The organism is Phytopseudomonas dryadis, from assembly GCF_004327355.1.
Taxonomy (GTDB): domain Bacteria; phylum Pseudomonadota; class Gammaproteobacteria; order Pseudomonadales; family Pseudomonadaceae; genus Aquipseudomonas; species Aquipseudomonas dryadis.
This window is the reverse complement of record NZ_QJUM01000009.1, coordinates 1-25154: the sequence shown is the minus strand read 5'-3', so window position 1 is coordinate 25154 and position 25154 is coordinate 1. Positions and strand designations below refer to the sequence as shown.

The 25154-nt window shown below is 65.9% G+C and carries 19 protein-coding genes; 4 read left to right on the top strand and 15 right to left on the bottom strand.

Features of this window, described 5'->3' with window-relative positions:
- Positions 1–221 precede the first annotated feature (221 nt).
- The 6 genes from DNK34_RS09280 to DNK34_RS09255 form a co-directional block, all read right to left on the bottom strand.
- Positions 222–992, bottom strand: a complete 771-nt coding sequence (locus tag DNK34_RS09280; protein WP_131173863.1) for an ABC transporter ATP-binding protein — start codon at positions 990–992, stop codon at positions 222–224.
- Positions 993–1080: 88 nt separating this feature from the next.
- The gene (locus DNK34_RS09275) at positions 1081–2406 is read right to left on the bottom strand and encodes an ABC transporter substrate-binding protein (RefSeq protein WP_131173864.1); all 1326 of its coding nucleotides are present in this window, start codon (positions 2404–2406) and stop codon (positions 1081–1083) included.
- A 29-nt stretch (positions 2407–2435) separates the two neighbouring features.
- Positions 2436–3503, bottom strand: coding sequence for a branched-chain amino acid ABC transporter permease (locus tag DNK34_RS09270; protein ID WP_131173865.1), 1068 nt, complete (start codon positions 3501–3503; stop codon positions 2436–2438).
- A gap of 12 nt (positions 3504–3515) precedes the next feature.
- Positions 3516–4397, bottom strand: coding sequence for a branched-chain amino acid ABC transporter permease (locus DNK34_RS09265; RefSeq protein WP_131173866.1), 882 nt, complete (start codon positions 4395–4397; stop codon positions 3516–3518).
- Positions 4398–4466: 69 nt separating this feature from the next.
- Positions 4467–5246 (bottom strand): ABC transporter ATP-binding protein, encoded by a 780-nt coding sequence (locus tag DNK34_RS09260; protein ID WP_131173867.1) that lies wholly within the window; start codon positions 5244–5246, stop codon positions 4467–4469.
- A 10-nt stretch (positions 5247–5256) separates the two neighbouring features.
- Positions 5257–6384 (bottom strand): AMP-binding protein, encoded by a 1128-nt coding sequence (locus tag DNK34_RS09255; protein WP_131173868.1) that lies wholly within the window; start codon positions 6382–6384, stop codon positions 5257–5259.
- A 466-nt stretch (positions 6385–6850) separates the two neighbouring features.
- Between DNK34_RS09255 and DNK34_RS09250 the strand changes: the two genes are divergently transcribed.
- Together DNK34_RS09250 and DNK34_RS09245 are read left to right on the top strand one after the other, a co-directional pair.
- Positions 6851–8278, top strand: a complete 1428-nt coding sequence (locus DNK34_RS09250; protein WP_131173869.1) for an LLM class flavin-dependent oxidoreductase — start codon at positions 6851–6853, stop codon at positions 8276–8278.
- A gap of 19 nt (positions 8279–8297) precedes the next feature.
- Complete coding sequence (locus DNK34_RS09245) at positions 8298–9536, top strand: acyl-CoA dehydrogenase family protein (protein WP_131173870.1); 1239 nt, start codon at positions 8298–8300, stop codon at positions 9534–9536.
- 815 nt (positions 9537–10351) lie between these two features.
- Here DNK34_RS09245 and treS read toward each other — a convergent pair.
- From treS to DNK34_RS09225, 4 genes are all read right to left on the bottom strand, one after another.
- Positions 10352–12418, bottom strand: coding sequence for a maltose alpha-D-glucosyltransferase (gene treS / locus DNK34_RS09240; protein ID WP_131173871.1), 2067 nt, complete (start codon positions 12416–12418; stop codon positions 10352–10354).
- A gap of 133 nt (positions 12419–12551) precedes the next feature.
- Positions 12552–12983 carry a c-type cytochrome gene (locus tag DNK34_RS09235; RefSeq protein ID WP_131173872.1) on the bottom strand — a complete coding sequence of 144 codons (432 nt, stop codon included), beginning with the start codon at positions 12981–12983 and terminating at the stop codon, positions 12552–12554.
- A gap of 285 nt (positions 12984–13268) precedes the next feature.
- Positions 13269–13670, bottom strand: a complete 402-nt coding sequence (locus tag DNK34_RS09230) for a hypothetical protein (protein ID WP_131173873.1) — start codon at positions 13668–13670, stop codon at positions 13269–13271.
- Between the two features lie 96 nt (positions 13671–13766).
- Positions 13767–15398 (bottom strand): methyl-accepting chemotaxis protein, encoded by a 1632-nt coding sequence (locus DNK34_RS09225; protein WP_131173874.1) that lies wholly within the window; start codon positions 15396–15398, stop codon positions 13767–13769.
- A gap of 743 nt (positions 15399–16141) precedes the next feature.
- Between DNK34_RS09225 and pgm the strand changes: the two genes are divergently transcribed.
- A complete protein-coding gene (gene pgm / locus DNK34_RS09220; RefSeq protein ID WP_131173875.1) occupies positions 16142–17806 on the top strand; it encodes a phosphoglucomutase (alpha-D-glucose-1,6-bisphosphate-dependent) in 1665 nt (554 codons plus the stop codon).
- Between the two features lie 305 nt (positions 17807–18111).
- Here pgm and DNK34_RS09215 read toward each other — a convergent pair whose 3' ends face one another.
- Entirely contained in the window at positions 18112–18468 is a 357-nt protein-coding gene (locus DNK34_RS09215) for a DUF1937 family protein (protein WP_131173876.1), read from the bottom strand.
- 57 nt (positions 18469–18525) lie between these two features.
- Complete coding sequence (eutH, locus tag DNK34_RS09210) at positions 18526–19761, bottom strand: ethanolamine utilization protein EutH (protein ID WP_131173877.1); 1236 nt, start codon at positions 19759–19761, stop codon at positions 18526–18528.
- Positions 19762–20354: 593 nt separating this feature from the next.
- Between eutH and DNK34_RS09205 the strand changes: the two genes are divergently transcribed.
- Positions 20355–21128 (top strand): DeoR/GlpR family DNA-binding transcription regulator, encoded by a 774-nt coding sequence (locus tag DNK34_RS09205; protein ID WP_131173878.1) that lies wholly within the window; start codon positions 20355–20357, stop codon positions 21126–21128.
- 6 nt (positions 21129–21134) lie between these two features.
- Here DNK34_RS09205 and DNK34_RS09200 read toward each other — a convergent pair whose 3' ends face one another.
- The 3 genes from DNK34_RS09200 to DNK34_RS09190 all read right to left on the bottom strand — a co-directional run.
- Positions 21135–22550, bottom strand: coding sequence for a glycerol kinase (locus DNK34_RS09200; RefSeq protein ID WP_131173879.1), 1416 nt, complete (start codon positions 22548–22550; stop codon positions 21135–21137).
- 29 nt (positions 22551–22579) lie between these two features.
- Positions 22580–23818, bottom strand: coding sequence for an NAD(P)/FAD-dependent oxidoreductase (locus DNK34_RS09195; protein ID WP_131173880.1), 1239 nt, complete (start codon positions 23816–23818; stop codon positions 22580–22582).
- Positions 23805–25154 (bottom strand): NAD(P)/FAD-dependent oxidoreductase (locus DNK34_RS09190; RefSeq protein ID WP_242675301.1); only part of this gene is annotated, 1350 nt, incomplete at its 5' end. The genes DNK34_RS09190 and DNK34_RS09195, both read right to left, overlap by 14 nt.

Here is a 25154-nt window from a genome sequence, read left to right as displayed (position 1 = left end):
ACCCTTTGATTTATATTATTTTAAAAATCAAGAAAGAGTCTGGCCGCGTAGGATGGGTGCCAACCCATCGGCAATTGATGGGTTTCACCTACGCGGCCCGCCCCATCCTACGGCCTGTTTGCTGCGCGACAGTGCTGCTGTCGAAGATGCAGAGACGACTCCCACACGCTCCGTAAGCCAAGGGACGGCCTCGTCGTTTCTCGTAAATGGTGACCGACACGTTAGCCGACGGCGTCCTCCAGGCGCTGCGAGCTGCCCAGGTACAGCTCGTGGAGATCGCCCCGCGCCGCCAGTTCGGCGGCGCTGCCCTGGCCGACCACCGTGCCGCTCTCCAGCACGTAGCCACGCTGGGCGTAATGCAGGGTCAGGTTGATGTTCTGCTCGGCAAGCAGAAAGCTGACCCCCTCGCTGCGATTGAGGCGGGCGATGATCTCGAAGATTTCCTCGACGATCTGCGGCGCCAGCCCCATCGACGGTTCGTCGAGCAGTACCAGGCTGGGCTGGGCCATCAGGGCCCTACCGATGGCCACCATCTGCTGCTCTCCGCCCGAGGTATAGCCGGCCAGGCTCTTGCGGCGCTCCTTGAGCCGTGGGAAATACTGGTAGATGCGCTCCAGTGCCTGGTGCAATTGTTGCCGCGACGGCTTGCCGATAAAGGCGCCGATCCGCAGGTTGTCCTCCACCGTCAGATGGGCGAAGCAGTGCCGCCCCTCCAGTACCTGCACCAGCCCGGCGTTGACCAGATCGCCCGGATCGCTGCGGGTGACGTCGTTGCCACGGTAGAAAATCCGCCCCTTGACCACCTCGCCGCGCTCGGCGCGCAGCAGGTTGGAAATCGCTTTCAGCGAGGTGCTCTTGCCCGCGCCATTGGCGCCCAGCAAGGCGACGATTTCCCCCTGCCGCACCTGCAGGGAAACGTCGCGCACGGCAAGGATCGCCTGCTCGTAGAGCACCTGCACCTGATCCATCTGCACGATCACGGAATTCGACATGCGTGTCTCCAGGCTGCGATAACGGATGCCGGGCTCCCCTGGCAGGCCGTTCTGCACGGGCCCGCCAAGGGTTCCGGCTGCGGGCGACTCAGCTTTCCTGGCTGCAATCGCGCGGCGTGATGCCTTTCTCCTCGGCATATTTCTTCGCCGATGCCTCGATCAGCGGGCGCAGGTAGGCGCGGTCGGCCTGTACCCAGTCGCTGATCAGTTGCCACTGGCTGCCATCCCACTGCTGGAAGCGCACGGCACCACCGCCCTCATGATCGGAGCAGGACAGTTGCAGCGGCTGCACCAGGCCGAGGGCGCCCAGTTCCTTGAGACGGGCCTCGTCCAGGCGGATGTTCTCGAAGCCCCAGCGCACTTCCTCGCCGGTCAGCGGACGCTTGCCGTATTTCTTCTGCGCCACCGCGACCGCTTCGACGTTGAGGATGCCGTTGACCACGCCAAGGTTGTAGTTGACCGTGCCGAACTGCTTGGCGTCGGCCAGGTCACTCTGGCCCTTGTCCACCACGTCGCGCTTGATGCCTTGCAGGGCCGGGAAGTCGAGGCCGGAAGGGTGGGTGGTGATGGAGATGAAGCCTTTCGCCGCGGCCCCGGCGGGGATCGCATCCTCTTCGGAATTACTCCAGATATTGCCGACGATGCGCTCGGCCGGATAGCCGACCTTCTGCGCGGTCTTCAGCGCCACCGGGTTCATCACCCCGAAGCCGCGCAGGATCACCCAGTCCGGCTTGATCCGGCGCACGTTGAGCCACTGCGACTGCTGCTCGTTGCCCGGATGCGGCACTTCGATCAGGGTCAGGGCGAAGCCGTACTTGTCGGCCAGGGACTGCAGCACGCCGCTGGTTTCCTTGCCGTAGGGCGAGCCATGGTAGAGGGTGACGATCTTCTTGCCCTTGAGCTTGTCCAGGCCGCCCTCCTGCTCGCCGATCCAGTTGAGGATCGCCGAGACTTCCGAGAAGGGGTTGAGTTGCAGCGGGAACACGTAGGGGAACACGCTGCCGTCGGTGGAGTCGGTGCGGCCATGGTTGATGGTGATCAGCGGCAGCTTGTCGGCGGTGGAACGTTCCAGGGTGGCATAGGCGATGCCCACCGACAGGGGGTTGGTGGCCGCCGCCGGAGCACCGTTGAGGCCCTTTTTCAGGCGCTCGTAGCACTCGACGCCCTTCTCCACCACATACTCGGTTTCGCATTCGCTCCAGGTCAGTTGCACACCGTTGACGCCGCCATTGGCGTTGACGTACTTGAGGTAGTCGATGAAGCCGCCGTAGAAGCCGGTACCCGATGCGGCATAGGGGCCGACCCGGTAGCTTTGCAGCGGGAAGTACTGTTCGTTGGCCGCCTGGACGCTGCTCGCGCCGCACAGCATGGCCAGTGTGAGCGCCAGGGGGCTCAGGGTTTTGCGCAGGGACATGGAGGGATTCCTTGTGTGTGTTGGCAGGTTCAATAACGCAGTGGCCATAGCCGCGCCCGCTCGCGCAGGCGTTGCCAGAGGCGTGCGAGTCCCTCCGGCTCCTTGATCAGGAAAGCGATGATCAGGGCGCCGAAGATGATTTTCTGCAGGTGCTCCAGTTGCCCGGAGGCGATCAGGCCGGCCGGCAGCAGCCCGACCAGGTTGGACAGCAGGATGGGGAACAGCACGATGAAGGCGGCGCCGAGGACGTTGCCGAGAATGCTGCCCAGACCGCCGATAATGATGATGAAGAGGATCTGGAACGAGCGGTTCAGGTCGAAGCCATGCGGCTCCACGGTGCCCAGGTAGGTGAAGGCCCACAGCGAGCCGGCGACGCCGAGGAAGAAGCCGCTGATGGCGAAGGCCAGCAACTTGGTCTTGAGCAACGGGATGCCGATCACCGCGGCGGCAGTGTCCATGTCGCGCACCGCCATCCAGTTGCGCCCCAGCTCGCTGCGCACCAGGTTCCTGCCCAGCCAGAACAGCGCGACCACTACCGTCAGGGTCAGCAGGTAGCGTCCCTGCGGCGTGCTGAAATCCAGCCCGAGGATACGCAGCGGTGGCGCGCTGATCACGCCGGAGGAATTGTACTGGGTGAACCAGCCGAACTTGACCAGCGCCCAGGGCACGAAGAACTGCGCCGCCAGGGTCGAGACCAGCAGGTAGAAACCCTTGATGCGCAGGCTGGGCAGGCCGAACAGCACCGCCACCAGCGCGGCCATCACGCCGCCGAGGGCAAAGCTGAGCAACAGCGGCAGCCCGGGAATGCGCACATGGAAGTTGTAGGCGGCAAAGGCGCCCACGGCCATGAACGCCGCCGAGCCGAGGGACAGCTGGCCGGCATAGCCGGTCAGCAGATTCAGGCCCAGCCCGGCCAGCGACAACACCAGCAACGGGATCAGGATGGCGCTGAACCAGTAATCCGAGGCCAGCAGCGGCACTCCGACGAAGGCCAGCGCCAGGGCCAGCCACAGGGCCTGACGATCCTGGCGCAGGCGAAACACCCGGCGGTCGTCGGCATAGCGCTGGCTGAACTGCCCCGCTTCATTGAACAACATGGCGACTCTCCTTCACACGCGCTCGATGGTTCGTTCGCCGAACAGGCCCGCTGGGCGCACCAGCAGGAACAGCAAGGCGAGGACATAGGGAAACCAGTTTTCGATGCCGCCACCGACGAAGGGGCCAAGGTAGATTTCCGCCAGCTTCTCCGAGGCGCCGACGATCAGCCCGCCGACGATGGCGCCACCAATCGAGGAAAAGCCGCCGATGATCAGCACCGGCAGCGCCTTGAGCACCACCAGCGACAAGGAGAACTGCACCCCCAGGCGGGCGCCCCAGAGCAGCCCGGCGACCAAGCCGACGAAACCGGCCACCGCCCACACCACCGCCCAGATCCGGTTCAGGCGGATGCCCACCGCCAGCGCGGCCTGGGCATCGTCGGCCACCGCCCGCAGCGACAGGCCCAGGCGCGTCCTGTTGAACAGCAGCGACAGCACCAGCACCAGGCTGGCGGCGGTGCCGGCGGCGAACAGGTCGAAGGTCGACAACAGCAGCCCATGGAATTCGATGGGCTCGTCGCTGATGCCCAGCTCCAGACCATGTACCTGGGTGCCCCAGGCGAACTGGGCGGCGCCTTCGATGACATAGGCCAGACCCAGGGTGGCCATGAACAAAGTGATCGGCGAGCGGTTGACCAGCGGGCGCAGAACCACCCGCTCCACCGCCAGAGCCAGCGCCAGCATCACCGCCAGGGTCAGCAGGAACGCCAGCCAGAACGGTACGCCGCGCTCCAGCAAGCTGACGAAGGTCAGCGCGGCGAACAGCACCATGGCGCCCTGGGCGAAATTGAACACCCCGCTGGCCTTGTAGATCAGCACGAAACCGATGGCCACCAGGGAGTACATCACCCCGGACAGCAGGCCACCGATCAGAACCTCCAGAAAAAACTCCATGACGATTACCTTGTTCTTGCGCAGGCGCTGCCCTCCCCCGATGCATTCGGGAACGGCGTCACCCTCGCGTCAGTGTCGGGTTCCCAGGTAGGCGGCCAGCACCCGGGGGTCGTTGCGTACCTGCTCGGGGGTGCCATCGCCGATCTTGCGGCCGTAGTCGAGCACCACCACATGGTCGGACAGGCCCATGACCACGCCGATATCGTGCTCGATCAGCACCACGGTGGTTCCGAACTCTCGGTTGACCTCGAGGATGAAGCGGCTCATCTCGCGCTTTTCCTCGGCGTTCATCCCCGCCATCGGTTCATCCAGCAGCAACAGGCGTGGCTCGGCGGCCAGGGCGCGGCCCAGTTCGACCCGTTTCTGCAAGCCGTAGGGCAAGGTGCCGACCGGGGTCTGGCGCCACGCCTGGATACGCAGGAACTCGATCACCCGTTCGGCATGCAGACGCTGACGATCATCCTCGCGCCGCGCCCGGCCCAGCCGTAGCGCCTGTTCCATCCAGGTGCTGCGCCGTTTCAGGTTGCGTCCGCTGAGGATGTTGTCGAGCACGCTCATGCCCTTGAACAGCGCGATGTTCTGGAACGTCCGGGCGATGCCGCGCACGGCGGCGTCGTGGGGGCTCATGCGCCGGCGCTGCTCGCCGGCGAAGCGGATCACCCCCTGCTGGGGGCGGTACACGCCGTTGATGATGTTGAGCAGTGAACTCTTGCCGGCGCCATTGGGGCCGATCAGCGCACAGATCTCCCCCTCGCGCACGGCGAAGCTGATGTCGGTGATCGCCTTGACGCCCTTGAACGACAGGGAAATGTTCTCCAGGTCGAGCAGGCTAGTGCCTGACGTGCTCATGCCATGCTCCTCACTGCGCGTCGAGCCAACCGCTGACCGGTTGCAGCGACGACTCGAGCGGTGAATGCCAGTGCGCCGGGTCCGGCCAGGTACGCACCTGGATACCCAGCACGGCGAAGAAACCAGCGGCGTCGGCGGGCAAGGCCTCGCCCAGCAACAAAGGCGCGCGTATGCGGCTGAAACCGATCACATCGCGCAACGGCCGGCGTACCAGCCAGAAACCCGGCCAGCGCCACAACCAGCCACGGCCCGGGCGCAAGGCCCAGTCCACCAGAGCGCGGCGCCAACTGCCCGGCTCGGGTAAGCGCTGCAGGATCAAGCGGTGCAGGCGGCCATAGGTTTCCCGCGTGCCGGCCACCAGGGTCGGCCCCAGCTCGCGGCGATCGTTGTCGCGGGTCAGGCCGTTCTCCGGGAAATTCAGGCGGAAACCGGCCAGCAGCCAGGGCGCCAGCAGATAGCGCGCCTGTCCGCCCGCCGCGAAGGCGCGCGAGGCCAGGGCTTCCTCATGGCGTCCGAGGCGCTCGCCATCGACCAGCAACTGGCCTGCCCGGAGCAATTCGGCGTGACTGATCCGCTGCCGTTCGAAGCCACCGGCAGCGCTTTGCCGGTAGAAGGCGAAGGCGACATCACCCGCCTGTGCGAGAACCGGGGTGAACGACTGCTCACCCTGCAACAAGGCCTGATACGGCTGCACCAACGCCTCGTCGAACCCGGCCATGCCACGGCCATCGGCATACAACAGCAAGCCGGGCGGACGCGGCAAATCGAACACCAGGCGCACCTGCTCCAGGGTTTCGGCGAAAACGAACGTCGCGCCGAGTTGCTCCAGCAACGCCCGCAGTTGTGCCCCTGGCTGTTGCGGCTGCAGCAGCGCCGCGCTGCCCCCCAGCCAGGTAGCGGCAAGCGCCAGCAACAGGGCCTGGGGGCGTGGCTCACTGATGATCAACAGCACCTGTCCGCGGGAAAAGCCGCGCTGTTGCAACCCCACAGCCAACTTCTGGGTTTCATCCGCTGCCTGCTGCCAGTTCCAGGTTTGCCAGACGCCGAGAAACTTGTGGCGAATCGCTATATCGCCAGGTTGCATGCGACTGTTCTTGAGTAAAAGGGCAGGCAATGTAACGACCGCTTTATCGTCCATATTCCTTCGCACCACTTGGCAATATGCTTATAACCAGTACCCCGTGAACTAACGCAACCTGGCAAGACAACAATCACCTCAGAGCGTAACCGGGCACTTGCAGCGCATATCGCACCAATCATGCCAAAAAATAAAACCAATTAATTCATATAGTTATAAAACAATAAAGTTTCTTTATCTGTCCCAATCCACTCAAGCTGCTGAGCAACTGTTTATCCTCGTACAGTTTTTCACCCTGCCCCACACCTCATTCCTGTAATCGCCCTGAGCGATTACTGTCTGCTGACGTTCAACTACAGAACAAAGTGTTGCCAGGCATACATCGAATGGTTTTTTCCTGGCCATCCCCCCGCGTATTTCCGCGTGTTCTTACATACGGCACAAACTGTGCAAGCTCCTGAAGTACGCCACTGAAAGTCTTACGTACTCACTACATTCCGTTATCACCGGGGGGAGAAATCCAGTCATGCCATCACGCATCATTCTCAACGCCTTCGATATGACCTGCGTCAGCCACCAGGCGGCCGGCACCTGGCGGCATCCGCAGAGCCAGGCGTGGAAATACAAGGATCTCGACTATTGGGTCGACCTGGCCAAGCTGCTCGAGCGCGGTTATTTCGACTCGCTGTTCATCGCCGACGTGGTGGGGGTCTACGACGTCTACCGGGGCTCGGTGGAAACCTCGCTGATCGATGCCGACCAGGTGCCGGTCAACGACCCGTTCTTCCAGGTACCGGCCATGGCCGCGGCGACCAGGCACCTGGGCTTCGGCGTGACCTCGGCGCTGACCTACGAGTTGCCCTACGCCCTGGCGCGCAAGTTCTCCACCCTCGACCACCTGACCAAGGGCCGGGTGGCCTGGAACGTGGTGACCTCCTACCTCAACAGCGCGGCGGTCAACCTGGGCCTCAAGCAGCAGATCTCCCACGACGAGCGCTACGACATCGCCGACGAATTCCTCGATGTCACCTACAAGCTCTGGGAAGGCTCCTGGGACGAGGACGCGGTACTGCGCGACCGCGAAAAAGGCATCTTCACCGACCCGAGCAAAGTGCATCCCATCGGCCACAAGGGCAAGTACTTCGAGGTGCCGGGCATCCACCTCTCCGAACCCTCACCGCAACGCACCCCGGTGATCTTCCAGGCCGGTGCTTCCAGCCGCGGCCGCGCCTTCGCCGCCAAGCACGCCGAGGGCGTGTTCATCAGCCCGGCCACCGTGGAACAGGCCCGCGAGGTGTCCGACGACATCCGCAATCGCGCCGAACAGGCGGGCCGCGGGCGCGACTCGCTGAAGATCTTCACCCTGCTCACGGTGATCACCGGCGAAAGCGACGCCGCCGCCCAGGCCAAGTACGAGGAATACCTGAGCTACGCCAACGGCGAAGGCATGCTCTCCTTCTATGGCGGCTGGACCGGCGTCGATTTCTCCGAATACGACCCCGACCAGCCGCTGGAAGCCATCGACAACGACAGCATCCGCTCGGTGCTGGAACTGCTCGCCAGCGCCGACCCCAACCGCAAGTGGACGCCCCGCGACATCATCAGGCACCGCAGCATCGGCGGCCTCGGCCCGGTACTGATCGGCGGGCCACAGACAGTCGCCGACGAACTGGAACGCTGGGTCGACGTCGGCGGCATCGACGGCTTCAACCTGGCCTATGCCATCACCCCCGGCACCTTCGAGGACTTCATCGAGTTCGTCGTCCCCGAACTGCAACGCCGGGGCCGCGTGCGCAGCGCCTACCAGGGCGCCACCCTGCGCGAAAACCTGCTCGACAGCGACTCGGCCTACGCCGCCGCCGATCATCCCGCCGCCCGTTACCGCGGCGCCTTCAAGGATGGCGCCAACGCCACCGAGCGCACCAAGCCGTCCACCTTTTCCACGCTGACCTGACCCCGGAGGATTCCACAGCATGTCCAGCCTGCAGCCCGTCAACCCGTTGCCCCAGGAAACCGACTACGAACAGCTCGCACAACGCTTCCGGCCGATCTTCGCGCGCATCGCCGAAGGCGCCGTGGAGCGCGAGCGCAATCGCAGCCTGCCCCACGAGCCGATCCAGTGGCTCAAGGCCGCCGGCTTCGGTGCCGTGCGCGTGCCGCTGGAGCACGGCGGCGGCGGGGCCTCGCTGCCCCAGCTGTTCCAGTTGCTGATCGAACTGGCGGCGGCCGACTCGAACATCCCCCAGGCCCTGCGGGGCCATTTCGCCTTCGTCGAGGATCGTCTCAACGCCCACGCCAGCTCACCCCAGGATGTCTGGCTGCAGCGCTTCGTGGCCGGCGACCTGGTCGGCTGCGCCTGGACCGAAACCGGCGCGGTGAAGATCGGCGACGTGCAGACCCGCGTCTCCCGCCAGGGCGATCGGTGGCGGGTCAACGGCACCAAGTACTACAGCACCGGCAGCATCTTCGCCGACTGGATCGACCTGTTCGCCCGACGCGACGATACCGGCGCGGACGTGATCGCGGCCATCAGCACCCACCAGCCGGGCGTGACCCTGAGCGACGACTGGGACGGTTTCGGCCAGCGCACCACCGGCAGCGGCACCTCGGTATTCGACAATGCCGTGGTCGAGGAAGCCAACCTCATCGACTTCGCCACCCGCTTCAAATACCAGACGGCCTTCTACCAGTTGGTACTCAACGCGGTGCTGGTCGGTTCCGGGCGCGCCGCGGTGAACGAGGTCGCCGAGCAGGTGCGCCGGCGCACGCGCATCTTCAGCCACGGCAATGCGCCCAGCGCCAGCCAGGACGCGCAGATCCAGCAGGTGGTCGGCAAGGCCTCGGCGCAGCTGTACGCCGCCGAAGCCGCCACGCTGCGCGCCGCGCAGGCCGCGCAACGGGCCTATGAGGCGCGCCTCGCCCAGGATGACGCAGAGGAGCGCGCCGCCAACATCGACGCCGAACTGCAATCGGCGCAGGCCCAGGTGGTGGCCGCCGAACTGGTGCTCGACGCCACCGGCAAGCTGTTCAACGCCCTGGGCGCCTCGGCCACCAGCGTCAACCTGCAGCTCGACCGCCACTGGCGCAATGCCCGTACCGCGGCCTCGCACAATCCGCTGATCTACAAGGAGCGGATCATCGGCGACTGGGAAATCAACGGCACCGAGCCGCCCTACGTCTGGCAGATCGGCGGCGGCGCCAAGCAGGGCTGAGCCTGAAGACAAGATGTTTGTAGAAGCGCCGACCTCGGCGTGATGCAATGGTGGGCCTGCTGCAAAAATCGCGGTATGGCCACGATTCGCTGCGAGGTCGCTGCTCCCACGGGATCGCAGTCAACCACCGACCGCGTAGGAGCGTCGCCCTCGGCGCGATACGATCGTGGCCATCCTGCAAAAATCACGGTATGGCCACGATTCGCCGCGGGGTCGCGGCTCCCACGGGATCGCAGTCAACCACCGACCGCGTAGGAGCGTCGCCCTCGGCGCGATACGATCGTGGCCATCCTGCAAAAATCACGGTATGGCCACGATTCGCCGCGGGGTCGCGGCTCCCACAGGGCCAGGGCAGAACGCCGTGTTGCGGGCCAGATGCCTAGTGCCACATGTCGTATCCGAGCGAACGGGCTGAGTGGTCGCTCAAAGGCGGAAGCGGCCGTAGGATGGGTGAAACCCATCAATATGCCGATGGGTTTCACCCATCCTACGGGCTGAACCGCTTCTAGCTTGAAGCTTGCGGCTTGCAGCTCAATGACCGCTCCCGCCGCTACGCCGCGTGAAAGAAGCGCCGTTTCGCCCGCACCAGCCAACCGTCTTCGGTCTTGTCGGCGGTCAGCGCGTAGGGTGGACAACGCTCTTTTTGTCCACCATTGCGATTGCGGAGCGGTGGACGGGTGAAGCGTCGTCCACCCTACGAACGTCCGCTTGCGCCTTATGGCTGCCATCCCATTGCGATGGCCCTGTTCGCCGCCTCGAGCACATCTACTACCCAGGCCGACAAATGACCGGTGTCGCGACCCTAGCCTGGGCTGTCAGACGGCCGGTGCCATGCTCACCACCCGCAGCGCCAGGCCCTGGTAGCCGTCGAGCTCGATGAGCAGCTCGCCCTGGGCCGACAGGTCGCCGACCAGGCACTCGTGGATGATGTCCACCACCGGTCCCGGCTCGACGTCGGCCAGGGTCACCACCTCGCTCAACGGCTCGGCGCCGAAGTTCAGCGCGGTCACCTGCATGCCGCGTCCGGCCGGCAGCTCGTGGACCATGATCAGCAACGCCGGATGCGCGGTGACGGGCACGGCGATCTGCCGGCTGGAGGCCACGCCGTAGGAACGCCGTGCCGCGAACATGCGCCGCGCCTGGCTGGCGAACGACTCGGGGTCCAGCAACTGCTCGCTCAGGCTGCCGTACAGGTTGCGCGCGCGCGGCAGGCCCTCGGCGGACAGCAGCGCCTCGGGGTCGAGGTCGACCAGGTCGTAGCCGCCACGGTTGATCCAGCGCGTATCGCCCTCGGCGATCAGTTCACCGACCTGTTCCGCCGGCAGCGGCAAGGCGCCCACCAGGTCCCAGCCCGACAACGCGACGACGCCCGGCTGCATGGCGTTGAACATCAGCAGCAGCAGGTGCACCTGGCGAATCCTGACCACGTCGGCCGCGCTGATGGCATCCAGGTCGCCGATACCCAGTGCCGCGGTGATGATGCTGACCGTGGTACAGGCCACGCCGTTGGTGACGAACTTGAGGTTGTAGGGTGCGCTGACGCCCGCCAGGCGTTCGTACATCTCGCTGCGGATCTGTTCGCGGAGGATATTGCCGGGCAGGCTCTGGCCCCTGAACACATAGGTGTCGTTGGCGTGCAGGGTCCAGAAATGCACCAGTTCCAGGGTCAGTTCGTCGTGGTTCTGCAAGGCATGGATCAAGGACGCGGGATCGATGCCGAAGTCGTGCATCTGCTGCAGCATCAGGCGCAGGAACTCCACATCGCCGGTAAGCAAGGCATGCTGATAGGCCGGCCGGGTAATGAAGTCGTAGGACAGGTCGGCGCCGCCCTGGGACATCGCCGCGATATCGTCCAGGGTCAGGTTCAGTTCCTGGAAGCTGAAGGCCCCGGCCTTGCGGATCATGCCGCCCAGCAACTGGTTGCCGGTCAGCGACAGCGGGTGGCTCTCCGACCAGGCGTTGCCCTGGCTGCGCCGCTCGACGCCGAGAAACCCGTTGGCATCCAGGCGCAGCACCCGCGAGCCGATCACGTCGATGGCGTGCAGCGCTTCGCCGGTGACCAGTTGCTGGGCGGCGAAGGTCGGATCGAGCCAGTTCAGCGACGGCTGGCCCTCCTTGAAGTAATGCAGGTACACCCAGCGGCGGATCTTGCCGTCCACCCCCACCACCTCGGCGGTGGCGCTCCAGTCGGTTTCCTTGACCCCCGGTTCGAAGAAGATCACCCGCTGCAACTGACCGACGATGTAGTGCTTGTCGCGCAAGGCATCGACCACCGCCGGCGACAGGTTCACCGCATCACGCCCCGCCGGCACCTCGGGCAGCAGCGCCCAGTCGGCCTGCTGGATCTCGACCATGTGGTAGAGGCCGGGATAATCGCCGTAGGCCATCTCCGCCAGGCGGAAATCCGCGCCCTTGCCGGTGTGCGACGGAATGGAATCGTCGATGGTGACGGCATTGTGCGCCGCCGCCACGCGGCTCAGGTGGATCAGTTGCTCCTCGCTGCCGAAACGCGGGTCGATCTCCAGGCTGATGCGGTCGAAGTTGCCATCCACCGTCGGCGTGAAGGTACGCCCGTCGAGCCCGCCGGAGCGGCGCAGGGGCCCGGTATGGATGCCCTGCACGCCCAGCTCCGAAAGCGCCGCCCACAGGCGATCGTCGCCCAGGGCCTGCAGCACCGAACCGCCCGGCTCGGTGATGATCGCCGCCGGGTACACGGCGATCCACACCGAGGCCAGCGCCGTGACGCTGCGCGGCCGGGCCAGGGCGTAGGGGTGCTGCCACAGCCGTGGCTGTCCGGCATACAGGCGGGCACGCTGTTTCGCCGTGTGGAGCATGGACTGCTCGACCAGCCAGTTCACCTGTTCGTCGTCTTGCATAGCCATTGCACATCCGGGTCGGGAAGAAGGTCGCAAGCCGCTGGCCTGCACTTCTGTCTGAGAACCGGAGGGCCAACCTTTGTTCAGATTGAATGCCCCCATGGGCCCGCAGTGGCGCGGCGACCCGGCGTGACGGGGCTCACTGCGCTGGCTGGGCCTGCAGGTAGAGCAGCAGGCCGTCGATCTTCTGCTGATCGCCGATGCCCCAGAACCTCATCTTGTTGCCCGGCACCACCTCGTCGGCGTCCTTGATGAAGGCGCTGAGGGTCTCGCGCGTCCACACCACGCCGGAGGCCTGCATGGCCGCCGAATAGCGGTAGTCGACCGTCGCACCGGCGGTACGCCCGAAAATGCCGTTGAGCTGCGGGCCGAAAGCCGCCCGCGCGCCCGGGCCAACCCTGTGGCAGTTGCCGCAACTGCGCTTGAACAGCGCCTCGCCGGCGGCGACATCCGCCTCGGCGTGAACCAGGCCCGGCGTCAGGATCGCCAGCAGCAACAGGGCCGCGCGGAACCGTGCGGGCAGCGGGAAAACGGAAGAAAAAGACGACGGAGTCGTCGGCAATACGCTCATCGATGACCTGCATGAAAAGGATGGCAGCGCCTGCGGACACGGCAGAACCGAAGCCCGTCGGCAGACCGGCGTCACTCTAACGCGCCAGACCGATCGTTGCATCGATCGGCCTTTCGCACCCAGGGCAATCGCGCTATGAGCTCGAAGAGCCGAAAACAGCGCTGGAAAGCTGGAGGCTGAACGAAAAGCGGCTCGAGCACGACGCGAAACAGCGGTTTCTCGTCCAGCTTTTTTCATCGAGTGCGGACGATGAACCGCGACATATCGCGTTGCCGACCGGACAGCTCACAGGTCGCGGAACAGGTCGTGGGCGTTGAGCAGCGCGTAGGCGATCTCCGGGCGCCGCTCCAGGCCACGGCGGATGGCCGCCGGGATCGACTGGCGGACCTTGCGGCACAGGCCGGGGAACGGCTCGATGTGGATGACGATACCGCGCATGCTGCGCACTTCATTGAAGCCCGGGGCGATCTGCACGCGGACGCCCAGCTGTTGGAACAGGCGCTGCTGCATGTGCTCGAGATCGGCCAGGCTGGACAGGTTTTCCAGGCGCTCGAGCAGGCGCTTCTCCTCCATGCGGGTCAGCAGCAGGATGCGCTGGTCGCTGCCGGCGGACGCCAGCAGCCGCTCGCGTTCGCAGTCGCAGGCGCCGGGCGGACAGGATTGGCGGATGGGTGGCGATGAGCTCATGGCCACCATCATAGCGATGCCCGCTCGCCCTTGACCATGGGGCCTGCCGCACGAAGGCCGACCGCGCCGTCACCCGGCGCGGTCGGAGCCCAGGGTTCAGACCTTGAAGCGCCCCACCAGGCCATTGAGATCCAGGGCCAGGCGCGCCAGCTCGCTGCAGGCGGCCGCCGTCTGGTTCGCCCCGGACGCGCTCTGGATGGACAGATCGCGGATGCTCACCAGGTTGCGGTCGACCTCGCGCGCCACATGGGCCTGCTCCTCGGAGGCGGTGGCGATCTGCAGGTTGCGTTCGTTGATCATGCCGATCGACTCGACGATCTCCTCCAGGGAGCGGCCGGCCTCGTCGGCTATCTGCAGGGTGGTGGTGGCCTCGTTGCTACTGCTGCGCATGGCCTGCACCGCTTTCTCGGTACCGGACTGGATGGCACCGATCATCTGCTCGATCTCCTGGGTCGAGGCCGACGTGCGATGGGCCAGGCCGCGCACTTCATCGGCCACCACGGCGAAGCCACGGCCATGCTCACCGGCGCGGGCCGCTTCGATCGCCGCGTTCAGTGCCAGCAGGTTGGTCTGCTCGGCGACGTTGCGGATCACGTCCAGCACCTTGCTGATGTCGCGCGCCTGGTCGGCCAGGCCCTGCACCTGCTCGGAGGCGCCCAGCACGTTGCCCGACAACTGGCGGATGGCCGCGACGGTACGCGCCACGTGCTGGTTGCCGGATCTGGCCGACACGGTCGAGTCGCGGGCCGCATCGGAGGCGCCATTGGCGTTGCGCGAAACCTCTTCGACGGCGGCGCTCATCTCGGTCACCGCGGTGGCGGCCTGATCGATCTCGGCGTTCTGGTTCTGCAGCACCCGGGTGCTTTCCTCGGTGACCGCCGCCATTTCCTCGGCGGCGGAAGCCAGTTGCGTGGACGAGTCGCTGATCTGGCGGATCGCCTGGTTGAGGTTGTGCTGCATGGTCGCCTGGGCCGCCAGCAGGCGCCCGGCCTCATCCTTGCCGCTCACCTGGATCGAGCGGGTGAGATCGCCGGCGGCGATGCTTTCCGCACTGAGCAACGCCTCGTTGATCGGCATGGAGATCGAGCGTGTCAGCAGCGTGGCCAGCACCAGGGTCAGCAGCACGGCGACAACGATGGTCACCAGCACGCCGGTGCGGCCATGATCGTAGGTATCGTGGGCGTTGACGCCGGCCTGCCGGGCGCCGGCCATATTGAAGGCGATCAAGGCATCCAGCTGTTGCTGCAACTGCGTGCCGGCTTCGCGAACCTGACCGTTGGCCAGGTCCAGCGCCTGCGTCACCTGCTGTTGCTGCAACAGGTTCATGATCTGCTGCTGCGTCCCCAGGTAAGCCTGGGCGCTGGACTGCACGCGCTGGAAGATCTCACGCTCGGGCCCACTCTGGAGCAAGGTGTTCTGGTAGTGATCCAGCACCTTCTGCAAGGACGAGCGATAGGTCTGAACCGCCGTTTCATCGACCCGCGCCTGGCCCTCGTCCTCGCCGCTGGCCAGCACGCGCAGGGTTTCCAGGCGGATGTTCAGCAGATCCTTCTGCATTTCTCCGCTGGCCTGGATGCTGGCCATCCAGTTGGTCTCGATGTCCTGTTCGGCCTGGTAGAGGTCGCCCAGCTTGAACAGCGAGAACACGCCCAGCAGCACCACCAGCAGGGTAATGAGGGCGAAACAGAAAATCGCCCGCGGGGCGATATTGAAATTGCGAAAGGACATGGTTTGCACCGAAGGGAAGAGCGTTATACCAACCCCTCCCTGTCGGCCCAGCAGGACATGCACCCCCCATTTACAGGGGCTCGGCCAGACAATATCAAAATGATGCCAGATAGGGATATGAACAAAATCTATGGCTGTATAGGTTTCGACAGAATACTTCTACAAACGCCCCCATAACCGCCTCCATGCTCCGTGCAGAGCCAGTAAACACGGGCGTCACCGCCAAAAACGCCGCAGGCGCGACAAGCGCGTCGGTCCTCTGCCCGAGCGCCCATCCGACCGCCGGTATACGGGCGAGCGGCGGCGCCTGTATACCGAAGCGCATCTGCACCCGGCTCGCGGCTTATCGGCCGTCGCCTGCGCCCACACTGGAATACGATCTCCAGGCGTCATCCAGGTATGGGAGCCGCGCCCCCGCGGCGATTGCCGGGCGCGCCGCGAATGCCACTGCATGGCGACAATCGCATCGCCCCGGGGCCGGGGCTCCTACACTTGCGGCGCTTCGTCGAGCGTTTGCTGCGCCAGCGCAAGCCGAGCCGCGAAGCGCTTGCCGGGGTTGCGCCAGTGGCCAGAGCGTGGTGCCGGCAGCAGCGTTTATCATCCGCCATCATTGTCGGGAACTCCGGCCCGTGGCTGCGCTGTCGAAGCCCCGAGCCCCGACACCTCGCACAGCCCATGCACGGCCCCCGGCCAGCCGCTGGACACGAGGAACCGTTATCCATCTCCCATCAAAGGAACGCCTGATGAGCATCCACAGCAACGCGGGACGCCTTCCCGACGAGCACAGCCTGGCCAACCTGCCACGCCTGATTTCGCGCTACTACAGCGAGCGTCCCGATGCGCACGATCCGGCCCAGCAGGTTGCCTTCGGCACCTCGGGCCATCGCGGCTCGTCGCTCAAGACCAGCTTCAACGAATGGCACATCCTCGCGGTGACCCAGGCGATCTGCGACTACCGCCAGGCTCAGGGCATCGACGGCCCGCTGTTCATCGGCATGGACACCCATGCCCTGTCGGAGCCGGCATTCGTCTCGGCACTGCAGGTGCTGGCCGCCAACCGCGTCGAGACGCGCATCGACTCGGGCTGCAGCGAAACCGCGGGCGAGCCGGGTTATACGCCGACACCGGCCATCTCCAACGCCATTCTCAACTACAACCGCGGACGCAGCGGCGGCCTGGCCGACGGCATCGTCATCACCCCGTCGCACAATCCGCCGGCCGACGGCGGCTTCAAGTACAACGCCAGCAATGGCGGCCCGGCCGATACCGCGGTCACCAAGTGGATCCAGGAACGCGCCAACCAATTGCTCGCCGCCGGCCTCAAGGGCGTGCAGCGCATCGACCACGCCAGCGCCCTGAAAGCCCCGACCACCCAGCGCTTCGATTTCATCGACGCCTATGTCGGCGGCCTGGAACAGGTGCTCGATGTCGAGGCCATCCGTGGCTGCGGCCTGAAATTCGCCGTCGACCCACTGGGTGGCGCCGGCGTGCATTACTGGCCGCGCATCGCCGAGCGCTTCGGCCTGCCGCTGGAGGTGCTGTCGACCCGCATCGACCCGACCTTCCGTTTCATGCGCGTGGACTGGGACGGCAAGATCCGCATGGACTGCAGCTCGCCCTATGCCATGGCCGGGCTGATCGAGAACAAGGATCGCTTCGACCTGTCCTTCGCCTGCGACACCGACCACGACCGCCACGGCATCGTCGCCCGCTCGACCGGCCTGCTCAACCCCAACCACTACCTGGCGGTGGCCATCGACTACCTGTTCACCCATCGCCCGCAATGGGGCGCCCAGGCCGCCATCGGCAAGACCCTGGTGTCCTCGTCGATGATCGACCGCGTCGCCCAGGGCATCGGCCGTGAAGTGGTGGAAGTGCCGGTGGGCTTCAAGTGGTTCGTCGACGGCCTGATCGACGGGCGCCTGGGCTTCGGCGGCGAAGAATCGGCCGGCGCCTCGTTCCTGCGCAAGGACGGCAGCGCCTGGTCGACCGACAAGGACGGCCTGATCCTCGGCCTGCTGGCCGCCGAGATCAGCGCCGTCACCGGCCGGGACCCGGGCGAGCGCTACCAGGCCCTGACCGAACGTTTCGGCGCCCCGGTGTACCAGCGCATCGACGCCCCGGCGGATCGCGAGCAGAAGGCCCGCCTCGGCAAGCTGTCGGCGTCCCAGGTCAGCGCCAGCGAGCTGGCCGGCCAGCCGATCACCCGCATCCTCACCGAGGCGCCGGGCAACGGCGCGGCCATCGGCGGGCTCAAGGTGGTCACCGACAACGGCTGGTTCGCCGCCCGCCCATCCGGCACCGAGGATGTGTACAAGATCTACGCCGAAAGCTTCGAGGGCGAGGCGCACCTGGCGCGCATCCAGGAAGAAGCCAAGGCCCTGGTCGACAGCGTGCTGGCAGGCTGACGGGCACCGCGGCCCGGCGCGCCTGCGCCGGGCCGCAAGCACGCCCGGCCATGGCCTAATGCCGATCAGATAAGGTGCTTGTAGGAGCAGGGCACCTACCGAAGAGCGGTAAACAGCCGCCCGTGTAGGAGCGTCGACCTCGGCGCGATGCGATGGTCGCCATCGCACAAGGCGTGTGATGGCCAGCAATCGCCGCGGGGTCGCGGCTCCCACAGGGCCAGGACAAACCGTCGTTTTGTGGGCCAAATGCTTAACTGACTGGCATCTGGCCATGGCCGGGCGCAAAAGACCGATAGCGGCCGGCCTCAGACGAACTCGGCGCGCACCTCGGACCAGAGGCTGACCCGGCGGCCCTTGCCCTCGAAGAACTCGATCTCGCGCTTGATACCGGAGCTCAGCTCCCAACCCGGCAGATCGACGACGATCAGTTCCTCCATGACCGCCATGAACACCGCATCGACCGGAGCCCAGAGCTTGCCGATGGCGGCGTTGTCCTTGCCCTTGAAGGCCTGGTTGATCGGGTGCGACATCGATACCTGGCTGAATACCGCGTGGCCGGCCTCGATGAGGCTGGCCGCGACTGCGTTGCAGGCGAGGAAGCGCTCGTTGACGACCGCCGCATCCGCGTGGCTATAGGGGCAGGCCAGAAAGATCTTACGCATGACAACCTCTTTTCGTTGCTTCGGGAACGGGGGCGCAAAGGCCCCCGGGGAATGGGCTCAGGCGGTGCGCAGCGCCGCCTCGGGCGCCTGTTCGGCAGCGCTCTCCAGAGCCTCGTAACGATTGGCCGCGGGCACCGAGATCCTGATGGCGATGAACACGGCCAGCAGGCCACCGAACAGCTTCGCCAGCAGGATCGGCATGATCAGCGTGGGCTGGAAGTTCGCGGTGAAGGCCAGGTGATCGCCGATGGTGGCCTGGGCGCAGACGCCCATGGCCACGCACAGCACCTTGTCGCGGGCATTCATCTGCTTGAACAGGTGATACACGGCGATGATGTTGGCCAGCACCATCACGAAGGCACTGGCGCCGACCGGGGATAGCCCCAGCTGCCTGCCGAGGACTTCCATGGGCCGCCGGCAGTATTTGTTGAACAGGTAGCAGATGGGGAAGGTCCCGGCGAGCATGATGCCGATGTAGCCGGCGATCTCGATGGCGCGGAACAGCTCCTTCTCATCGGCGAACATGGGATCGAACCCCCAGACGCCGATGGTCTTGCTGAAGAAGCCGGTGAAGTGCTCGACGATGGCGAACGCCAGGATGAGTTTGATGAAGGCATCCATCACCTTGCCGAATACCAGGAACCCGGTGACCATCATGGTCGCGCGGTAGCGCAGGCCGGCCGCCAGCAGGAAGCAGAACACGAACAGCGGCGCCAGCAGTTGCAGGGCACCGAAGAAATCCAGGCTCAGGTAATGCAGGGCCGGCGATGTGGTCGACACCATGTCGCGCACCGGCAGGTTGAACAGCGAAATCATCATCAGCGAAGCCAGCACGGCGAAGGGAATGCTGATCAGGCCGGCCATCGCCCCGAGGGCGAGGTACTTGTGATCCTTGCGCTCGAGCATCATCAGGCCCACCGGAATCAGGTAGACGATGGTCGCCCCGGAGGTGTAGCCAACGATCATCGCGGCGATCCACATGTCCCGGTTGGCGGTCAGCGCATCGGCCAGTTGGTAGCCGCCCATGTCCACGGCGATGATCGACAGTGCGGCGATCGACACGTCCGAGCCCATGGCATCGAAGTACGGCCCCAGCACGAACGAGATCATCTTCGACAGATAGGGAATGGAAATCATGATCCCGGCCTGGGCCAGGAACACCGGCCCGATCGAATGGATGCCGTTGACGAACTCCCTGCCCAGCCCGCTTTCCGGCCTCATGACCGAGGCGAAAGCCCCCACCACCGCACCGATCATTATCAAATAGATAACGAAATCTCCGAAACCAGCCATCACGATCACCCTAGTTGTTTCTGGAAGCCAGCATTGGCTTGAAGGCGCTCCTCGGTGAAGAGCATGTTCTTGTGCCGTGCCCATCCGCAAGCCATCGCGCGCCAGCGGCACGGGTGGCTCCAGGCACTGACCCGCCACGGGCTGCCTGGATGCGAATCGGCAGAACCACGCCAGTTCAGTAACCACTATATGTGCCATATTGATGTTTTATTGTTGATATGACCGTTATTCCCACTTAAATCGGTCTTATATTTCCCATAAAACTGCTAGGATGCCTGCCGTGGCTGATATTCCCGGTGAGGCGGCACGTTTCGAAAACCTCAGCGAAAAAAGCGGCAGCCGCGCCGCTCGACGCCGCACTGCGGGGGAATTCGCTTCAAAGGTGTGCCCGGGTAACAATCACGCGCTTTTTTGTGGCATGCCATCCCTGGCAGCCACCCTTCGGGCCGTCGCCGAGCGACGTCAAAAATCGCTCCCGGCGATTTTTTGTGGCATGCCATCCCTGGCGGCCATTCTTCGGACAGCCGCCGGGCGACGTCAAAAAGCGCTCCCGGCGATTTTTTTGTGGCAGGCAGGTAACGGAGAGAGGAACGATGCGACCAGGCGAACGGCGAAAACACATTCTCGAGTTATTGCGTCAGCGTGAGCGGATCTCCGTGGAAGAGCTGGCGCGCAGCCTGGGCACCTCCCAGGAAACCATCCGCCGCGACCTGGCGGAGCTGGCCGGGCATGGCCAGGTGACCAAGTTTCACGGCGGCGCCTCGCTGCCGCCGAGTGGCGAGCACGAGAACGCCTTCCAGACCCGCATGAACGAGTTCGCCAACGAGAAGCGCGCGGTGGCGCGCTACGCCGCGGGCCTGTATGCCCCCGGCGACAGCGTGCTGATCGACACCGGCACCACGACCCTGTTCTTCGCCCGCGAACTGGCGCGGCTCAGCCGCATCACGGTGATCACCAACTCGCTGCAGATCGCCACGAGCATCGGTGCCAGCGGTAACCGCGTGTTCATGATCGGCGGCGAGTATCGCCCGGAGTCGGGGCAGAACACCGGCGCCCTGGCCATGGAACAGATCGCCCGCTTCAACGCCGAACACGCGGTGGTGACCATTGGCGCGCTGAACGCCGATGGCGCATTCGATTTTTCCATAGAGGAAGCCGAGATCACCCGGGCGATGATCGCCAGAACACGCTACCTGACGGTGATCGCCGACTCCTCGAAACTGGGGCGACGGGCGTTGTTCCAGGTCTTTCCCCTGGAGCGCATCGACCGCCTGATCATCGACCGCGCGCCCAGGGGCGAACTGGCCGAAGCCCTGGCCGCGGCCCGGGTCGAGGTGCATGAAGCCCCCGTGCCGAACCGCGCCTGAGCGGCGTCAGCGCCAGTCGCGGCAACGCCTCACCGCATCGGCGAAGGTTTCACGCCATTGCCGGGCCTCCTGCGCGCAGGCCCGGGGGCGGAACTCGGTGCTGGTGTTGCGTGGCGGCTTGAGTTCCAGCCCCAGGCCCTTGGCCGCCAGCGCCGCGCAGCCGAACGAGGTCAGCTCGTCGAAACGCTGGGTGACGATGCAGCGCTGCAGCGCATCGGCCAGGAACTGGGCGAAATAAGGGCTGCGTGCCAGGCCGCCATCGATGGACAGACGGTCGGTGACGTTGAGAAAACCGTCCATGGCGCCGATCACTTCGGCGCTGCGCAGCGCCACGCCCTCGAGCAGCGCCTGGCACAGATCCTCGCGCCTGGTACTGGCGTCCATGCCCAGCCACAGACCGGCGGCACTGCGATCCCAGTGCGGGCATGCCAGCCCCGACAAGGCCGGGACGAAGGCCAGCCGCCGCGAAATGGCCGGCGCGGTATCGAACGCCGCCAATTCGGAGAAATCGCTGAACAGGCCCAGGCGCCCGGCCCACTCGACGGCGGCGCTGGCATCGTAGACGCCGCCATCCATCGCGTACTGCGGTTTGCCGCCGATCTGCCAGGCGATGGTGGCGAGCAGGCCTTTCTCCGGCGCGCGGATGATCTGCTCGCCGGTGAGGGTCAGGGCGAACGCGCCGGTGCCGAAGGTGATCTTGGCGTCGCCCGGGTTGCGGCAGCCATGGCCATACAACGAGGCCTGCTGGTCGACGATGGCGGCAGTGACCGGCGTGGCGCCGATTTCTCCGAAGCCTCCCACGGTGTCGCGGATTTCCGGCAGCGCCTCGATGGGCACGCCGAACAGCTCGCACAACTGCGGGTCCCACTGCCCCGTCGCCAGGTTCATCAGCGATGTGCGCGAGGCGGTGGTCACATCGGTGGCGAAGACGCCGGTAAGACGGTCGAGAAAGTAGGCATCGGTGGTGCCCAGGCGCAGGCGCCCGGCGCGCTGGGCCCGCCTTGCCGCCGGCAGGTTGCGGAGAATCCAGGCCAGCTTCGCCGCCGAGAAATACGGGTCGAGCGGCAGACCGGCGCGCTCCAGGGTCAGGCGTTCGCCGCCCTCGGCGCGCAGGCGCTCGATCTCGGCGGCCGTTCGGTTGTCCTGCCAGACGATCACCGCCGACAGTGGCTCGCCGGTTCGTGCGTCCCAGGCCAGGCAACTCTCGCCCTGGTTGGCCAGGCCGATGGCGTCGACCCGCCCCGTGGCCTCCAGGCAACGCTGCAGGTTGTTGAGCAGCTCCAGCGGATCGTGCTCGACCCAGCCCGGGTGCGGATGGTGCTGCTGGTGACGCAGCGCCAGCTGGATATCGGCATTGCCATTGGGCGTCACGACCAATACGCGGGTACTGGTGGTGCCCTGGTCTAAAGCGGCGATTCGCATGGGGGTTCTCCTGCCGGCCGGACGTTCGCTTAATAGCCGACGAAGTCGACTTCGAGGGATCGGGTGCCCTGCGGGATCCGCAGGCGGGACAGCGCAATCAACAGGCGCCGCTCCGGAAGACAGGCGCGGACGTCGGACCAGATCTCCCGGCCATCGGCCCGTACCACCAGTAGCCCACTGCAGGCCGTATTCACGCGCAGTTGCAGGTGTTCGAGACCCGCCAGCGCCGAGGGCGTCAGGCGTTGGGGTACGCACAGCTTCAGCGGCCCGCGGCAGGCGACCCTGATCGCGGGGCCGGCCTGGGGCAGCTCGCCCAGCAGATCCCGGGCGATCAGGCTGGCGACCTTGCGCCCCTCGCGGTACGACCAGCCGGCTGTCTCCACCGGGCGCAACAGGTTGCCCGCCGCGAAATAGGCCGGGTCCGAGCAGCGCCCGTACTGGTCGATGACCGGGCCGCCACTCATGGGGTCGATGTCCAGGCCGCTCATGCGCATCAGGCTCGACTCGGGCACGAAGCAGCCGGTCAGCAGCACGCCGTCACACTCGAAGTGTCGCAGGCTGCCATCGGCCATGCGCACGCTCGCCGATTCGACGCGCCCGCTGCCATGCACCGCCAGCAATTCTGCGCCCAGATGCAGCGGCACGCCGCACAGGCGGGGGAACAGCGACAACGGCCAGCGCGCGGTGACACGGCTGTTGCGCTCGATCATCGCCACCGGGGCGATGCCCGCACGCCGGCAACTGAGCAACGACGACAGGCTGACCAGTTCGCTGCCGACGATCAGCGGCCGCTCGAAGGGTTTGAGCCGTTGCAGATACAGATAGGCCTGCAGCGCCCCGGTGTTGATCACCCCCACCGGCCTGTCGCCGCCGATCAGCCGCGCCGAACGCGGTGTTTCCCGCACGCCCGTGGCCACCAGCACGCGGCGCGCCTGGATACGCGAAATGCCGTCGGGGCTGACCAGCTCGATGCCGCCCTGCGGCCCGAGCCGGGTCACCGTATGCCCGACCCGGATAACCACCCCGGCTCGTTGCGCCGCCAGCACGTTGCGTTGCGCATAGGCCGGCCCGGTGAGGATGCGCCCATACTCGCGCAGGCCGAATGGCGGGTGCGCGCAGTGCCGGGGAATACCGCCGGCCACCGCCTCGCGCTCGATGACCAGCACGCGGTCGACGCCCTGCTCGCGCAGCTCGACGGCGGCGGCCAGACCGGCGGGGCCGGCGCCGATGATCGCCACATCGACCTTTTCGTAATCAGTGACCGTCATGGCACCCTCCTGTAGCCAGCGCGGTGGCCAGATGGCCGGCGCTCAGCTCGGCCACCCGCGCCCCGCAGTAAAACCCCTGGCAGCGCCCCATGCAGGCGCGCGTGCGCCGTTTGAGCCCGCCCAGATCGCCCGGCGGCAAGGGGCCAGACAGTGCCCTCTCGATCTCGCGCCGGGTCACCAGTTCGCAGTGGCAGACGATCTCCCCATAACCGGGCTGCTGATAATCGCGGGGCAGGTGCTCGGCCAGGTTGGGCACCTGGGGCCAGCTCAAGGCATGCGGTGCCAGCGGCGTATGCGCCCCGCCATACAGCGCGAACACATGCCTGGCGATGCCCAGGGCGGCGGTCAACCCGGTGGAGCGGATGCCGCCAACGGTGATCCAGTTGCGCTCGGCCAGCGCCCTGATGCGGTACTCCTTCTTGTCGCTCGCCGGACGCAGGCCCGCATAAGTGGCGGTCACCGGCATACCTGCCAGGGCCGGGACACGCTGTACGGCGGCGTCGATCAGTTGCTGCAGCGTGTCGCCGTCGAGGCCGGCATGAACGCGGTCGTCCTGCTCCTCGGCCGTGGGGCCGACCAGCAGATTGCCGAAGATGGTCCGGGTCAGCACGATACCCTTGGTGCGCTCGTTCGGCACCGGCAGGATGATGCTGTCGAGCAACCCGGCAGCCGCCTTGTCGAAGACCACGAACTGGCCCTTGCGCGGATGGATGCTGAAGCTCGCCTCACCGAGCAACTGTTGCTCGAGCCGATCGCCATACAGGCCCGCACAGTTGATCACCGTGGTGGCGCGCACCACGCCAGCCGTGGTGGCCAACGTCCAGCCCCGTCCATCGAACTCGCCACCCTGCACCTGGGCGTCGAAGCGCACCCGGGCACCGGCCAGCATGGCCTGCTGCAGGTAGGCCAGCGGCGCCGACCAGGGGTCGATGAGAAACTCGCCGGGCACCTCCACCGCCGCCAGCGCCTGCTCCGACAGACCGGGTTCGCGGCTGCGCAGCCTGGCGCGGTCGATCAGGCCCACATCGGCCACGCCATTGTCATGGGCCTGCGCCACGATGCCTTGCAGGCGGCTCAGATCCTCATCGCTCCAGGCCACCACCAGGGCGCCGGTTTTCAGCAGAGGCAGGTTCATCTTCTGGTGGATGGCCAGGTATTCCCGGTAGCCCTCCTGCATGCACACCAGCTCGACACTGCCGCTTGGCGCATCGAACCCGGTGTGCAGTATGGCGCTGTTGCCCTTGCTGGCGCCGGAGAGGATATCGGCGCTTTGCTCCAGCAGCAGCACCCTGGCGCCCTCCAGCGTGAAGCGGCGCGTCACCGCGCAGCCCACCAC